Genomic DNA, 14,506 nt, shown 5'->3' on the forward strand with positions numbered 1-14,506 from the left:
GAAACCCACATTGTCTGGAGTGTGGTTAGGGGCGTCTTCTTCGCCCAAATCTACAGGAATTAAAATGAGCGAAAGCTTTGCAGAACTCTTTGAAGAAAGCCTGAAAACCCTCAATCTTCAGCCGGGTGCGATCATCACCGGTATCGTTGTCGACATCGACGGCGACTGGGTTACCGTACACGCTGGCCTGAAGTCCGAGGGCGTCATCCCGCTCGAGCAGTTCTACAACGAAGCTGGCGAGCTGACCATCAAGGTCGGTGACGAAGTTCACGTTGCGCTGGACGCGGTCGAAGACGGCTTTGGCGAAACCAAGCTGTCCCGTGAAAAAGCCAAGCGCGCCGAGTGCTGGATTGTTCTGGAAGCTGCTTTCGCTGCCGAAGAAGTTGTCAAGGGCGTTATCAACGGTAAGGTTAAAGGCGGCTTCACTGTCGACGTTAACGGTATCCGTGCGTTCCTGCCAGGTTCGTTGGTTGATGTCCGCCCAGTGCGCGACACCACCCACCTCGAAGGCAAAGAGCTGGAATTCAAGGTCATCAAGCTGGACCAGAAGCGCAACAACGTCGTTGTTTCGCGTCGCAGCGTCCTCGAAGCCGAGAACAGCGCCGAGCGTGAAGCTCTGCTCGAAACTCTGCAAGAAGGCCAGCAAGTCAAAGGTATCGTCAAGAACCTCACCGACTACGGCGCATTCGTGGATCTCGGCGGCATCGACGGCCTGCTGCACATCACCGACATGGCTTGGAAGCGTATCAAGCACCCGTCGGAAATCGTCAACGTTGGTGACGAAGTTGATGTTCGCGTCCTGAAGTTCGACCGTGAGCGCAACCGCGTTTCGCTGGGTCTGAAGCAGATGGGCGAAGATCCGTGGGTAGCTATCACTGCTCGTTACCCAGAAGGTACTCGCGTACAAGCTCGCGTTACCAACCTGACCGACTACGGCTGCTTCGCTGAGCTGGAAGAAGGCGTTGAAGGTCTGGTACACGTTTCCGAAATGGACTGGACCAACAAAAACATCCACCCGTCGAAAGTCGTTCAGGTTGGCGACGAAGTGGAAGTTATGGTTCTGGACATCGACGAAGAGCGTCGTCGTATCTCCCTGGGCATCAAACAGTGCAAGTCCAACCCATGGGAAGACTTCTCCGGCCAGTTCAACAAGGGTGACAAGATCACCGGTACCATCAAGTCGATCACCGACTTCGGTATCTTCATCGGCCTGGACGGCGGCATCGACGGTCTGGTTCACCTGTCCGACATCTCCTGGAACGAAACCGGCGAAGAAGCCGTACGTCGTTTCAAGAAGGGCGACGAGCTGGAAACTGTCATCCTGTCGGTTGATCCAGAGCGCGAGCGCATTTCCCTGGGCATCAAACAGCTGGAAGACGATCCGTTCTCCAACTTCGTTGCTGTCAACGACAAGGGTGCAATCGTCAAGGGTATCGTCAAAGAAGTTGACGCCAAAGGCGCCATCATCACCTTGGCCGACGACATCGAAGCTACTCTGAAAGCTTCCGAAATCAGCCGTGACCGCGTTGAAGACGCGCGTAACGTTCTGAAGGAAGGCGAAGAGATCGAAGCCAAGATCATCAGCGTTGACCGTAAGTCGCGCGTTATCAGCCTGTCGATCAAATCGAAAGACGATGCTGAAGAGCGTGAAGCTATCCAGAGCCTGAAACAGGCTCCTGAGGCAGCTGCTGCCGACACCACCATGGCTGCGCTGCTGCGCGAAGCAATGGCCAAACAGAACTAAGTTCTGCTTGATCGGTAGAAAAAGGGCGACTTAGGTCGCCCTTTTTTATTGCCTGCGATTTGGAGCTTGCCATCAGAGCACCTAGATCGCAGCGCAGCTCTCTCCTCTACGCCTCGCTGATCACCGTAGCCTGTCACTCCCTCGCATCAAAGCCGTGCACTGTACTTGTAGGAGCGGCCTTGTGTCGCGAAAGGGTCGCGCAGCGGCCCCCGCTTACTCAAGCCAATCCCAACAAACCCCTCTGCCGAGCACCACCCCAACCCCTTGCACCGAAAAAGTTCCCCGCGCACCAATCTTGAATTTTTTTATTAAGTCAAGAACCGCCCTGTTCAAATCCCCCAGAGCATGCTACAAACTGGTTAAGCAATGATCTAGCTGCTTGATAACGAAGGGAAAAACATGACGAAGTCGGAGCTGATCGAACGTATTGTCACCCATCAGGGTTTACTCTCGTCCAAGGACGTCGAGCTGGCCATCAAGACCATGCTCGAGCAAATGGCCCAGTGCCTGGCCACGGGCGATCGCATCGAGATCCGCGGCTTTGGCAGCTTCTCGCTGCACTATCGCGCACCTCGCGTAGGTCGCAACCCCAAGACCGGCCAGTCGGTAAGCCTTGAAGGCAAGTTCGTGCCGCACTTCAAGCCGGGCAAGGAATTGCGCGACCGGGTCAACGAAGAAGAGCACGAAACCGAAGCCTGAGTGCAATCAAAGGATCAGACCGATGCGTAACCTCAAGCGCGCCCTGGCGCTGCTGTTCGTCCTGCTGCTGGCAGCAGTGGTGATGTTCTTCGTGCTGGAGAACCAGCAAACCGTCGCCCTGGTGTTGTTCGGCTGGACTGCCCCTGCAGTGCCCGTAGCGCTGCCAGTGCTCGCCGCCTTGGTGGTGGGCCTGGCCCTCGGTCCATTGCTTGGTGCCTACGGCGTTATGCGCAGTAAGCGCAGGATTCGTGCATCGGCACGTCAGGCGGCCTTGGCAGAGAGCTGAGGAAACGTCTTACAGCGTTAGCAGATGTAGCTGATATGAAACCTGCGAAGAAAATGGAGTAATAGCCCGCTTCATTTTCACCCCCTGCGCAGGGCTTCAGCAGCATGACCTTCCCCGTTATCACGCACCATGGTGGCACCCGCGGCGTCACGGGCTCCTGCCATCAGCTGCACCTCGACTCCGCCACCAGCCTGCTCATTGACTGCGGGCTTGAGCAAGGCGCCGACGCCCGCCCTGATTCCCCTACGCTGGGTTTCGATATCAGCGGCATCCAGGCGCTGGTGATCACCCACGTGCACCTCGACCATGTCGGTCGCATCCCTGCGCTCCTGGCCGCTGGCTTTCGCGGCCCGATCTTCTGTAGCGAGCCATCCGCCAAACTGCTCCCGCTGATTCTTGAAGATGCCTTCAAGCTCGGCATCAGTAGCGAGCCCGCGCAGGTAGCGCGTTTTCTGCTCCTGCTGAAAGGTCTGGTAGAACCCATCGCTTTTGGTCAGTGGCACAGTCTGCTCGAGCACGAGCACCTGCAGTGTCGCATCCGCCTGCAGCGTGCCGGCCACCTGCTCGGTTCCGCGTACGTCGAATGTGACATCAGTACCCCTGCGCAATCGTGCAGCACCCGTGTGGTGTTCTCTGGCGATATCGGCGCGGCCAATAGCCCCTTGCTACGTCCGGTCCAGCCGCCGGAGCGAGCTGATGTGCTGGTGCTCGAAAGCACCTATGGCGATCGCCTGCACCCTGATCGAAGAGAGCGTCGCCAGCGTTTGGAAGCAGTGATAGATCGTGCACTCGCTGATCAGGGCACGATCCTGATCCCCGCATTTAGCCTCGGCCGTACGCAAGAGCTGCTCTATGAAATTGAAGAGGTCCTCCACCTCAAAGGCTTGCTCGATAGCTCGGGTGCGCCAGCCAGCGACGATCAGATCGACTGGGCGCAGTTACCGATCATCCTCGACTCGCCGCTGGCTCAGCGCGTTACTCAGGTCTACCGGGAGCTGCATCAGTACTGGAATGACGAAGCCCGACTACGCTTGAGCGAAGGGCGCAAGCCGCTTGGCTTCACTCAGTTGGTGTGTGTCGACAGCCATGCCAAGCATCAGCAAGTGGTCAATTATCTGAAGAGCACTGGCCGGCCAGCGATTGTGATTGCCGGCAATGGCATGTGCTCGGGTGGGCGGATCGTTAACTACCTCAAGGCCATGCTGGGTGATCCGCGGCATGAGGTGGTGTTTGTCGGGTATCAGGTAAGGGGGACGCCTGGGGCGCGGATACAGGCGTGTGAGGGGATGCTGGGGGGTGTGGGGGTTGATGTGTGGGGGGAGCAGTATGTGCTGCGGGCCAAGGTGGTGACTTTGGGTGGGTATTCGGGGCATGCGGATCAGGCGGGGTTGGTGGGGTTTGCGATGGGAGGGAAGAGTCCGGCGAAGCGGGTGGTGTTGGTGCATGGGGAGAGCGGGGCGAAGCGGGTGTTGGCGGCGGCGTTGAGTGCGCAGGCATTTCCCCGGCATCAGGTGGCTATAACGGTTCCGACGTAGTCCCCCACCGCTCGGCGGATTCGGGGGAGGAACTAAGCGAAGCGTTTCCCCCTCTACTATGCAATTGATGCTTTAGCTAGGTCGCTAGCGTGCAGGTTTTGGAATTGTCGCTACGCTTTCGGGGTGGGGGCGGAGTGGGGTCTGACTCGCTTCTGTCCGAGATCTTCCGATGTGGCTTTGTACGTTATCCGGACCTAAGGAAAAACACAATAAATGCACAGTGAACGTGAGCGCCTACGCAGTGCGGGCGAGATTGACTTGTTTGAGTTGATGGAAGGGGTCTGGAGGTACAGGTTACTGGTTGTTGCTACGGCCTTGGTCGTGACCGGTCTGGCGGTGACGTATGCCTACCTAGTTACGCCACTGTATGAGTCCAAGGTTTTTGTTCAGCCACCCAGGCAAAACGATATTGCCCAGCTCAACTACGGACGTGGTGAGCGATCCGGCCTGCCGGTGTACACCGTCAAAGAGGTCTACGGCGTGTATCTGCGCAACCTTCAGTCGGAGGCGCTGCGCCGGGACTTCTTCCGTGAGTTCTATCTTCCGAGTGTGCCTGCCGAGCAGCGCGCCGGTTTGCAGGATGCGCTCTATCGGCGTTTCCATGAAGTGCTGGTCCAGGGCCCTGTGAGCAAGGAGTCCCCAGACCGGTTCTTTGTAATGACGACCTTGCCCGATCCGCAGCAGGCGGTTGACTGGAGTCTGCGGTACCTCGAGATGGCGGGGCAGCGGGCAACACGCGAAATCATCAAGGATGCGCAGTCAGACATCCTGATGATGGCCAATGACCTGGATCAGCAAATTGCGATGGCCCGTGAAAGTGCCCGGAAACAGCGCGAAGACCGCATCGCTCAATTGACGGAAGCCTTAACTATTGCGCGTGCGGTGAATATTGAAAAGCCGCCGATCATTTCCAATTCGTTGTCGGCTGAAGTGTCGGCGGGTATGGATGACTCGCTGACGTACATGCGGGGAAGTAAGGCGCTGGAAGCCGAAATTAAGACACTTCGTTCCCGCACATCCGATGACGCTTTTATTGTGAACCTGCGCCAGCGGCAAGAGCAGTTGTTGCTCTTGCGCAAGTTTGATATCGACCCGTCGGCCGTTCAGGTCTACCGCCAGGATGGTGCAGTGGAGTCGCCCGATTTGCCGATCAAGCCGAAGAAACTGTTGATTATCGTGTTCGGCCTTATGTTGGGTGTTGTTCTGGGCTTTGTGTTTGCCACCCTTGCCAGTGTGCGGGATAACCTGCGACGTCATCGCAAGGAAGCCGTGGTTGAGGTGCGTGGTTGAGTGTCAGGTCATGCTGCTCCGGGCTTCCGGGTCCGGGGTCGGCCCTCAGGGTTGATAGCATGCAATGTGGCTAAGCGCTTGTATTTTGCCATGTGTGTGGCAGGATGCGCGGTTTCCTGGTGCTGGCACGCTCCAGCTAGCGGCAGCGGCGATTGATGAGTGGCGTAAAGCGGCTGCTGTGGGTGGGTGAGGGGCAGGGCTGGTGTCCAGGTCGTTAAGACGGTAGATTGAACTCTTTTCGACACGCGCTGAGCGACAGTCGATACAGGCCGATTGCCGTGTTCGTCATGGCCCTGCTGCATTCTTCTGATCTCTGTCCCGCGGTGGCAGTTTTCAGTACTTTAAAACGAATTAAGGTCAGCACATGAAGAAGGTATTGGTTACTGGGGCGGATGGATTTATTGGCTCGCACCTGACGGAGTTGCTTGTTCGTGAGGGGTACGAGGTCAAGGCACTGTCCCAATATAACTCTTTCAACTATTGGGGCTGGCTCGAGGACGTTGATTGCCTCAAGCAGATTGAAGTGCTTAATGGAGATGTGCGTGACCCGCATTATTGCAAGCACATCACTAAAGGTGTTGACGCGGTCTTCCACCTGGCCGCACTGATTGCGATCCCTTATTCGTATGTTGCGCCGGACAGCTACGTCGATACCAACGTCAAGGGCACCCTGAATATTTGCCAGGCCGCCCTCGATAACGGCGTGCAGCGCGTTATTCATACCTCGACCAGTGAAGTCTATGGCACGGCGCAATACGTGCCGATCGACGAAAAGCACCCGATTCAGCCGCAGTCGCCTTACAGCGCGTCGAAAATCGGCGCCGATGCCATGGCCATGAGTTTCTTCAACGCCTTCGACCTGCCGCTGACCATTGCGCGTCCGTTCAATACCTACGGCCCTCGCCAGTCTGCCCGGGCGGTTATTCCGACCATCATCACGCAGATCGCCAGTGGTAAAAAAGAGATCAAGCTGGGCGATGTTTCGCCGACCCGCGACTTCAACTACGTTGCCGATACCTGCCGCGGCTTCCTCGAACTGGCGCGCTGTGACAAAGCCGTCGGCGAAACCGTCAATATCGGTTCGAACTTCGAGATTTCGGTGGGCGACACCCTTGAGCTGATTCGCGAACTGATGGGCAGCGATGTTCGGTTCCTGACCGATGACCAGCGGCTGCGCCCGGAAAAGTCGGAAGTGTTCCGGCTGTGGTGCGACAACAGCAAGATTCACGGGCTGACCGGCTTCCAGCCCGCCTATTCGATTCGCCAGGGTTTGCAGGAAACGGTCGACTGGTTCGTTCGCCCCGAAAACCTGGCCAAGTACAAGGCCGATCTTTACAACGTCTGAGGTCTGCCCATGTTTGATGCGCTTATCGGTTTTGTTCGTGAACAATACGCTACGAAGGACTTTATTCCGCTGCACGCGCCTATGTTCGGGGGCAATGAAAAGCAGTACGTCGCCGAGACGGTAGACTCGACGTTCGTGTCCAGCGTCGGTGCCTTCGTGGACCGATTCGAGCAGGACATGGCCGCTTACACCGGTTCGCCGCGGGCCATCGCGACCGTCAATGGTACGGCGGCGCTGCATGTTTCGCTTCTGCTCGCCGGCGTCAAGCCCGGGGACCTGATCCTCACCCAGCCGCTGACCTTCGTCGCGACATGCAACGCCATTGCCTACTGCGGTGCAGAGCCGGTGTTCATCGACGTAGATCGGCATACCCTGGGTTTGTCTCCAGTCGCCCTGGAGGCCTGGCTCGAGGAAAACGCACGGGTTGATGGCGACGGTACCTGCCGTACCAAGTCCGGTGATCGTCCGCTGCGCGCCTGCCTGCCGATGCACACCTTTGGTCATCCGGTCGAACTCGATGCACTGGTCGACGTTTGTGCGCGCTGGGGCCTGGCCCTGGTCGAGGATGCCGCCGAGTCACTGGGCAGCCTGTACAAGGGCCGGCATACCGGCACGTTCGGTCTGCTCGGCACCCTCAGCTTCAACGGCAACAAAGTCATCACTACCGGTGGCGGCGGCATGGTGCTCACCGGCGAAGCGCTGGGGGGGCGGGCCAAGCACATCACCACCACCGCCAAGAAGCCCCATCCGTTCGAGTACGTGCACGACGAAGTCGGCTTCAACTACCGCATGCCCAACCTCAATGCGGCGTTGGGCTGCGCACAGTTGGAGCGTCTGGAGGCGTTCATCGCATCGAAACGGTTGTTGGCATCGCGCTATCAGGCTTTCCTGGCGGACAGCTCACTGACCTTTGTCGTCGAGCCCGAAGGCTGCCGCTCCAACTACTGGCTCAATGCGGTGCTGTGCACTGATCTGCAGCAGCGCGACGCGCTGCTCGAGGTCAGTAATCAGGCCGGCGTGATGACCCGCCCGATCTGGAAGCTGATGACCCACCTGCCGGCCTTCGCGCACTGCCTGCACGGCCCGTTGCCCAACGCCCTGTGGCTCGAAGAGCGGGTGGTGAACCTGCCCAGCAGCGTGCTTCCGGAGCAGCTGTCGTGAAACGCAAGGTTGCTGTATTTACCGGGACGCGTGCCGAGTACGGGCTGTTGTACTGGCTGATGAAGGACATTCAGAGCAGCGACCTGCTGCAACTGCAAGTCATCGTCAGTGGCATGCACCTCTCGCCAGAGTTCGGCAACACCTGGCAAACCATCGAAAACGATGGTTTTGCCATCGATGCCAAAGTCGAGATGCTGCTGTCATCCGACAGCGACGTGGGCGTCGTCAAATCCATGGGGCTGGGGGTGCTGGGCTTCGCCGATGCGCTCGATCGCCTGCGTCCCGATGTGCTGGTGGTGCTTGGCGATCGCTTCGAGGCGTTGGCAATCGTCCAGTCGGCGCTGATCATGAAGATTCCGGTTGCCCACTTGCATGGCGGCGAGATCACCGAAGGCGCCTATGACGACTCGATTCGTCATGCGATCAGCAAGTTGTCCTATTTGCACTTCACCTCCACCGAACCCTATCGGCAGCGGGTCATTCAACTGGGCGAGGCGCCGCAGCGCGTTTTCAATGTCGGTGCCGTGGGCCTTGATCACCTGGCGCGCAGCCCGTTGATGAGTCGCGATGAGCTTTCGCAAAGCCTTGGCTTCGACCTCTCGAAGCCGTTCCTGCTGGTCACCTATCACCCGGTGACGCTGAGTGAAGAGAGCCCCCGCGAGAGCTTCCAGGCACTGCTCGACGCCCTCGACCGGTTCCCTGAGTACAGCGTCATTCTGACCTATCCGAATGCCGACAACGGTGGCCGGGCTATCATTCCTCTGCTCGAAGACTACGCCCAGCAAGCGCCTGGCCGCGTGCTGGCAATCCCGTCGCTAGGCTTCAAGCGTTACCTGAGTGCGGTGGACCTTGCCAGTGCTGTGGTGGGCAACTCGTCCAGTGGGGTCATCGAAGTGCCGTCATTCAAGGTGCCGACAGTCAATATCGGTGCCCGTCAGGATGGCCGCCTGGCGGCTGAGTCGGTGCTGCATTGTGCGGCAGAAATCGAAGCGATAGAGGCGGCGTTGCGCCAAGCCCTGAGCCCGGCGTTCAGCCGCTTGTGCGCCGAAGTGGACAACCCGTATGGGGCGGGAGATGCGTCCAGCCAGATCGTCAATGTCCTCGAGCGGTTCCAGCCTGAATCCGTTAAGCCTTTCCACGACTTGAGTTGAATCATGAAATTACCCGATGACACGTCTGTCTTCATCATTGCAGAGGCCGGCGTCAACCATAACGGCGAGCGTGAACTGGCGTTTCGGTTGATCGATGCTGCTGCCCAGGCTGGTGCGGATGCCGTCAAGTTCCAGACCTTCGATGCCCAGCGCCTGGCGTCGACCAGCGCACCCAAGGCCAAGTATCAGAAGCACAGCACCGACGCCAGTGAAAGTCAGCTGGCGATGCTGAAGAAGCTTGAGCTGCCGCGCGAATGGCACTACGAGCTGCAGGCCTACGCCCGCAGTCGTGGCGTGGAGTTTCTCTCGACCGCATTCGATAGCGGCAGCCTGGCGTTCCTGACCGAGATGGATCTGCCGCTGTTCAAGGTGCCCTCCGGTGAGCTGACCAATGGCCCGTTGCTCTGGCAGTTCGCTAGGACCGGCAAGCCGCTGGTGCTGTCCACGGGCATGGCGACCCTGAGCGAAGTCGAGCAAGGGCTGGCGATCGTGGCCCACGCGCTGACCAGCGAGTCTGAGCCAGCGAGCATGGATGAGGTCTGGCAGAACTGGAGCAACCCAGCCAGTCGCCTGCGTCTCAAGGGCCACGTGACCCTGCTGCATTGCACATCGCAGTATCCGACCCCTGCGCAGGAGGTGAACCTGCTGGCCATGGACACCCTCAAGGCGTTCGGCCTGGCGGTCGGCTATTCCGACCATACCGAAGGGTGCCTGATCCCGGTTGCGGCGGTGGCCCGTGGGGCCAGCGTCATCGAAAAACACTTCACGCTCGACTGCAGCTTGCCGGGCCCTGATCACAAGGCGTCGCTCGAGCCGGATGAGCTGGCACTGATGGTCAGCCAGATCCGCACCCTGCAAACAGCGCTCGGGGACCCCTGCAAGGCGCCGCAGCCTAGCGAGTGGGACACCCGCAAGGCTGCCCGCCAGCAGGTCGTGGCCGCACGGGACATCGCCGCCGGCGCCATTATTGCTCGTGATGACCTGACCACTGCTCGCAGTGGGGGCGGATTGGCGCCTACGGTTCTTTGGGCGCTGGTCGGGAGTACCAGCAAACGAGCCTTCGCGGCGGGTGAGAACCTGGAACAATGAGCCCGAGCAAGCAGGCACGCATGCCGCTGGTCCTGCTTGGCGCGGGCGGCCATGCAAAGGTGCTATTTTCGCTGATCAAAGCCGCTGGCCGGGAGTTGCTCGGTGTGTGTGACCCGGGCCTGGCCAAGGCAGGTGCGAGTCATTGGCGAGGCGTGCCTGTGCTAGGGGGCGATGACGCCCTGAAGACGCTTGACCCGTCCACGGTGGGCTTGGTCAACGGCATTGGTCAGCTGGTGGGCAGTGGGCTGCGCCAACGTGTCTACGAAGAGGCGTGCGCTGACGGTTTTACGTTTCCCGTTTTGATTCATCCGGCTGCATGGGTCGACGACTCTGTCGAGCTGGGGCAGGGTGTGCAAGTGATGGCCGGGGCCATCGTTCAGCCAGATGTGCGCATTGGCGTGAATAGCGTGATCAATACCCGGGCGAGCCTGGATCATGACTGCGTCATCGCCGCGCATGTCCATATCGCCCCCGGTGCGGTGCTCTGTGGTGGCGTTGTCGTGGCCCAGGGGGCTTTTATCGGCAGCGGCGCGACTCTTATTCAAGGCGTTGTCATCTGCGCGCGATCAGTTGTCGGTGCGGGTACCGTGGTAGTGCGCGAAGTGCCGCCCGACAGCATCGTGAAAGGGCTTTCAGTGCGCCCAGTACCGTTGACAGACAGCTGATTCAACCTAGAGAAGGAATGCAATGAAGCAGTGGGAAAAAACGCTTATCAGCCCGGACTGCACCATGGAAGAAGCGATCGCTACCCTGGATCGCGTGGCTGTGCGCATCGTCATGGTGGTGGATACGCAGCGCCAGCTCCTCGGCACCCTCACGGACGGTGATGTGCGCAGGGCCCTGCTCAAGCAGCGGCCGTTGGCCACCCCGGTGCGTGAAGTCATGTGCGTGTCTCCGCGCACGGCGGAAAAAAGCTGGGGCAGAGAGCGCATCCTGTCGGTGATGGAAAAGTACTCGCTGCTGCAGCTGCCGGTAGTCGACGCCCAAGGCACGGTCATCGGCCTGCAGACGCTGCACGATCTGCTCAACAGACCACGCCTGAACAACCCGGTGTTTCTCATGGCCGGCGGCTTCGGCACGCGCCTTCGGCCGTTGACGCACAATTGCCCCAAGCCGTTGCTGAAAGTGGGTGACAAACCGATCCTGGAGATTATTCTCGAGCGCTTCATCAGTGCCGGTTTCCATCGCTTTTTCATCTCGACGCACTACATGCCCGAGATGATCCGCGCGCATTTTGGCGACGGTAGCCGCTGGGGCGTCGACATTCGTTATGTCCACGAAGAAGTGCCGCTGGGTACCGGCGGTGCGCTGGGGTTGTTGCCCCACGAGGAAATCGATTCGCCGCTGTTCTTGATGAACGGCGACCTGCTGACCACGCTCAACTTCCTCAACCTGCTCGAGTTCCATGAAACCCATGGTGGCGCGGCGACCATGTGCGTACGCGAGTACGAATACACCGTGCCGTATGGCGTGGTGGAAAGCGAAGGGCACACGATCCGCTCGATGGTGGAAAAACCGGTGCACAAGTTCTTCATCAACGCCGGGATCTACCTGCTCTCGCCTGAACTGGTGAAAAGCGTCCAGGCCGAGACCCGTATCGACATGCCAACTCTGTTGGAGCAGGAGATCGCCCAGCAGCGCACTGTCAACATGTTCCCTGTGCATGAGTACTGGCTGGATATCGGGCGGATGGAAGACTTCCAGCGCGCCCAGCAGGAGTTCGCCAGCCTATGACCGCCCCTGAGCATTTTCTGGTGGTGGGCAGCGGCAGTATTGCCCGCCGCCACATGAACAACATACGGGCCGCTTATCCGCAGGCAGCGGTCGACTGTATCTCCGCCTCGGGTCGTGAGCTGCGGCCCGACGAACTGCCTGAGGGCGTGACCGCGTGTGCATCGTTGGCGCAGGCGCTCGCGCGCCGGCCGGGGCTTGCCATCGTTGCCTCGCCGGCACCGTTACATGCCGAGCAGGCCGCCACGCTTTTGTCTGCCGGCCTGACGGTGCTGGTGGAAAAACCCCTGAGTGATTCGTTGGCGCGTCTGGCTGCCCATACCCAGCCCTTGCATGAGCACCGTGACAAGCTGGTAGTGGCCTACAACCTACGCTTCATGCCCTCGGCAGTGGTTGCCCGGGAGGTCATCGAAAGCGGTCGTCTAGGGGCGATTCACTCGGTCTCGAGTGAGGTGGGGCAGTACCTTCCCGACTGGCGGCCGGCCAGTGACTACCGCACCAATGTGTCAGCGCAGCGCGCCCTCGGCGGTGGCGTTCTTCTCGAACTCAGCCACGAGCTGGACTACCTGCAGTGGCTGTTCGGCGCCATGCGCTCGGTCTACTGCCAGGCGCGCACCACCGGCAGCCTGGAGCTGGATGTCGAGGACACGGTGGATGCCCTATTGACCGCCGAGCGCGGCACGGTGATCAACCTGCACATGGACTTCCTGCAGCGTGCGCCGGTGCGCCGGTGTCGGGTCGTTGCCGAGCATGCGACGCTGGAGTGGGACATCCTCAACAACCGCGTGGCGTTGCATGAAGGCGGTGGCCGTACGAACTTGCTGCATGACGATCCCGGGTATGACCGCAATCAGATGTATGTCGCTGAGCTGACGCATTTCGTTGACGTTGACCAGGCGCAGTCCGCCCCTTTTGTAACGCTCGAGCAAAGCCTTGAAACGCTGAAGCTGGTCGAGGCGCTCAAACAGTCGTCCGCCACCGGTGCGGCCGTGGCCCTGAAGGATCTTTAAATGTCTATTGCGTATGCATTTGTCTTTGCCCGCGGAAACTCCAAAGGCCTGCCTGGCAAAAATGTCAAACCGCTTGGCGGCAAGCCCTTGCTGGCCCACTCGATCGAAGTCGCCCGGCAGGTCGCGCAGATCAAGAAGGTGTTCGTCTCCACCGACAGCCCGGCGATTGCCGCGGTTGCGCGTGAATACGGCGCTGAGGTAATCGACCGTCCAGACGAGCTGGCCACAGACCAGGCCCCTGAGTGGCTCGCCTGGCAGCACGCCATCCGCCATGTACAGGCACTGGGCGAGCAATTCGACCTGTTCGTCAGCTTGCCTGCCACCAGCCCGCTACGCAGCGCCGAAGATGTGCAGCACTGCATCGATGGCGCCGACGCCGAGGCGGACGTGGTGGTGACGGTGACCGAGGCGGCGCGCAGCCCGTATTTCAATATGTTGGTGCGCGACGAGCAGGGCATCAGCTCGGTGGTCTGCTCCGGCACCACCTTTCACCGGCGTCAGGACGCACCCAAGGTCTACGATATGACCACGGTCGCCTATGTGGCGCGGCCGCAGTTCATTCTGGACAACGACAAGCTGTTCGCCGGCACGGTCCGGTCAGTCGTGGTGCCGCGCGAGCGGGCGGTGGATATCGACGATATCTACGATTTCAAGATGGCAGAGCTGTTCCTGATGGAGAAGGGGTCGAACAATGCTGAGCGGTAAGAAAATTCTGATTGCGGGCGCCGGTGGTTTATTGGGCTGCCGCCTTGTGGGGCGACTGCTGGCCGACGGTGCCTGCGTGGTGGCAGTCGATCTCGATCAGAGCACGCTCCAGCAGCGTCTGCAAAAGGCCCAGGTGACGCCTCACGACAACCTGACGATTGCTCAACTGGACCTCAACTCGAAAGCCGAGGTCTCGGCGTTTTTCGAGGCTACGACTGGGCTGGAGGGAGCTGTCAATTGCGCCTACCCGCGCAACAAGCAGTACGGTCGCAGCTTTTATGACGTCGAACTGAGCGATTTTAACGAGAACGTCTCGCTGCACCTGGGAGCGTCGTTCCTGTTCATCCAGGAATGCGCGCGCTACTTCGAGCGTAGCCAGCAGCCGTTTTCACTGGTCAACATCTCCTCGGTGTATGGCGTGATCCCGCCCAAGTTCGAGGTCTACGAGAACACCCCGATGACCATGCCGGTGGAATATGCGGCCATCAAGTCCGCGCTCATCCACTTGAGCAAGTACGCAGCGGCGTTCGTCGCCGACAGCCGTTTTCGCTCCAATTGCGTGAGCCCCGGCGGTATTCTGGATGGGCAGCCCGAGGCGTTCTTGCAGCGTTACCGCGAAGCGTGCCTGGGTAAGGGGATGCTGGACATCGATGACGTGCTGGGTTCGATCGTGTTCCTGCTTTCTGACCAGTCGAGTTACGTCAATGGGCAAAACCTGGTAGTGGATGACGGATTTACCTTGTGAGTGCGACAGGTCCAA

Annotated in this window: 14 protein-coding genes; all 14 read left to right on the forward strand. The window is 59.7% G+C overall.

Translation table 11 applies throughout. The features are described 5' to 3' along the window. Positions 1-64 precede the first annotated feature (64 nt). The 14 genes from rpsA (at position 65) to FW789_RS00630 (ending at position 14,491) form a co-directional block, all read left to right on the forward strand. Positions 65-1,744: a 30S ribosomal protein S1 gene (gene rpsA / locus FW789_RS00565; RefSeq protein ID WP_101321650.1), complete on the forward strand. Its 1,680-nt coding sequence runs from the start codon at positions 65-67 to the stop codon at positions 1,742-1,744. Between the two features lie 399 nt (positions 1,745-2,143). Beyond that, positions 2,144-2,443, forward strand: a complete 300-nt coding sequence (gene ihfB, locus FW789_RS00570) for an integration host factor subunit beta (RefSeq protein ID WP_101321649.1) — start codon at positions 2,144-2,146, stop codon at positions 2,441-2,443. 22 nt (positions 2,444-2,465) lie between these two features. Next, the gene (locus tag FW789_RS00575) at positions 2,466-2,729 is read left to right on the forward strand and encodes a LapA family protein (RefSeq protein ID WP_150571398.1); all 264 of its coding nucleotides are present in this window, start codon (positions 2,466-2,468) and stop codon (positions 2,727-2,729) included. Positions 2,730-2,833: 104 nt separating this feature from the next. Next, positions 2,834-4,264 (forward strand): MBL fold metallo-hydrolase RNA specificity domain-containing protein, encoded by a 1,431-nt coding sequence (locus FW789_RS00580; RefSeq protein WP_446430734.1) that lies wholly within the window; start codon positions 2,834-2,836, stop codon positions 4,262-4,264. Positions 4,265-4,477: 213 nt separating this feature from the next. Beyond that, on the forward strand, positions 4,478-5,554 hold the full coding sequence (locus FW789_RS00585; RefSeq protein WP_446430735.1) for an LPS O-antigen chain length determinant protein WzzB: 1,077 nt from the start codon (positions 4,478-4,480) through the stop codon (positions 5,552-5,554). Positions 5,555-5,918: 364 nt separating this feature from the next. Next, on the forward strand, positions 5,919-6,899 hold the full coding sequence (locus FW789_RS00590; protein ID WP_446430736.1) for an NAD-dependent 4,6-dehydratase LegB: 981 nt from the start codon (positions 5,919-5,921) through the stop codon (positions 6,897-6,899). Positions 6,900-6,980: 81 nt separating this feature from the next. Then, complete coding sequence (locus FW789_RS00595) at positions 6,981-8,060, forward strand: LegC family aminotransferase (protein ID WP_446430737.1); 1,080 nt, start codon at positions 6,981-6,983, stop codon at positions 8,058-8,060. Further along, positions 8,057-9,211 carry a UDP-N-acetylglucosamine 2-epimerase gene (gene neuC, locus FW789_RS00600; protein ID WP_446430738.1) on the forward strand — a complete coding sequence of 385 codons (1,155 nt, stop codon included), beginning with the start codon at positions 8,057-8,059 and terminating at the stop codon, positions 9,209-9,211. Before FW789_RS00595 ends, neuC begins: the two co-directional genes overlap by 4 nt. Positions 9,212-9,214: 3 nt before the next feature. Next, complete coding sequence (neuB, locus tag FW789_RS00605; protein WP_446430739.1) at positions 9,215-10,300, forward strand: N-acetylneuraminate synthase; 1,086 nt, start codon at positions 9,215-9,217, stop codon at positions 10,298-10,300. Between the two features lie 20 nt (positions 10,301-10,320). Next, positions 10,321-10,965, forward strand: a complete 645-nt coding sequence (locus FW789_RS00610) for an acetyltransferase (RefSeq protein ID WP_446430740.1) — start codon at positions 10,321-10,323, stop codon at positions 10,963-10,965. A 22-nt stretch (positions 10,966-10,987) separates the two neighbouring features. Beyond that, positions 10,988-12,034 carry a nucleotidyltransferase family protein gene (locus FW789_RS00615; RefSeq protein ID WP_446430741.1) on the forward strand — a complete coding sequence of 349 codons (1,047 nt, stop codon included), beginning with the start codon at positions 10,988-10,990 and terminating at the stop codon, positions 12,032-12,034. Further along, positions 12,031-13,041 (forward strand): Gfo/Idh/MocA family protein, encoded by a 1,011-nt coding sequence (locus tag FW789_RS00620; RefSeq protein ID WP_446430742.1) that lies wholly within the window; start codon positions 12,031-12,033, stop codon positions 13,039-13,041. The genes FW789_RS00615 and FW789_RS00620 overlap by 4 nt, the downstream gene beginning before the upstream one ends. Beyond that, entirely contained in the window at positions 13,042-13,746 is a 705-nt protein-coding gene (locus FW789_RS00625; RefSeq protein ID WP_446430743.1) for an acylneuraminate cytidylyltransferase family protein, read from the forward strand. Then, on the forward strand, positions 13,733-14,491 hold the full coding sequence (locus FW789_RS00630) for an oxidoreductase (protein ID WP_446430744.1): 759 nt from the start codon (positions 13,733-13,735) through the stop codon (positions 14,489-14,491). Before FW789_RS00625 ends, FW789_RS00630 begins: the two co-directional genes overlap by 14 nt. The last annotated feature ends 15 nt before the right edge of the window (positions 14,492-14,506 follow it).

The organism is Pseudomonas sp. 1121_17 (genome assembly GCF_052850745.1).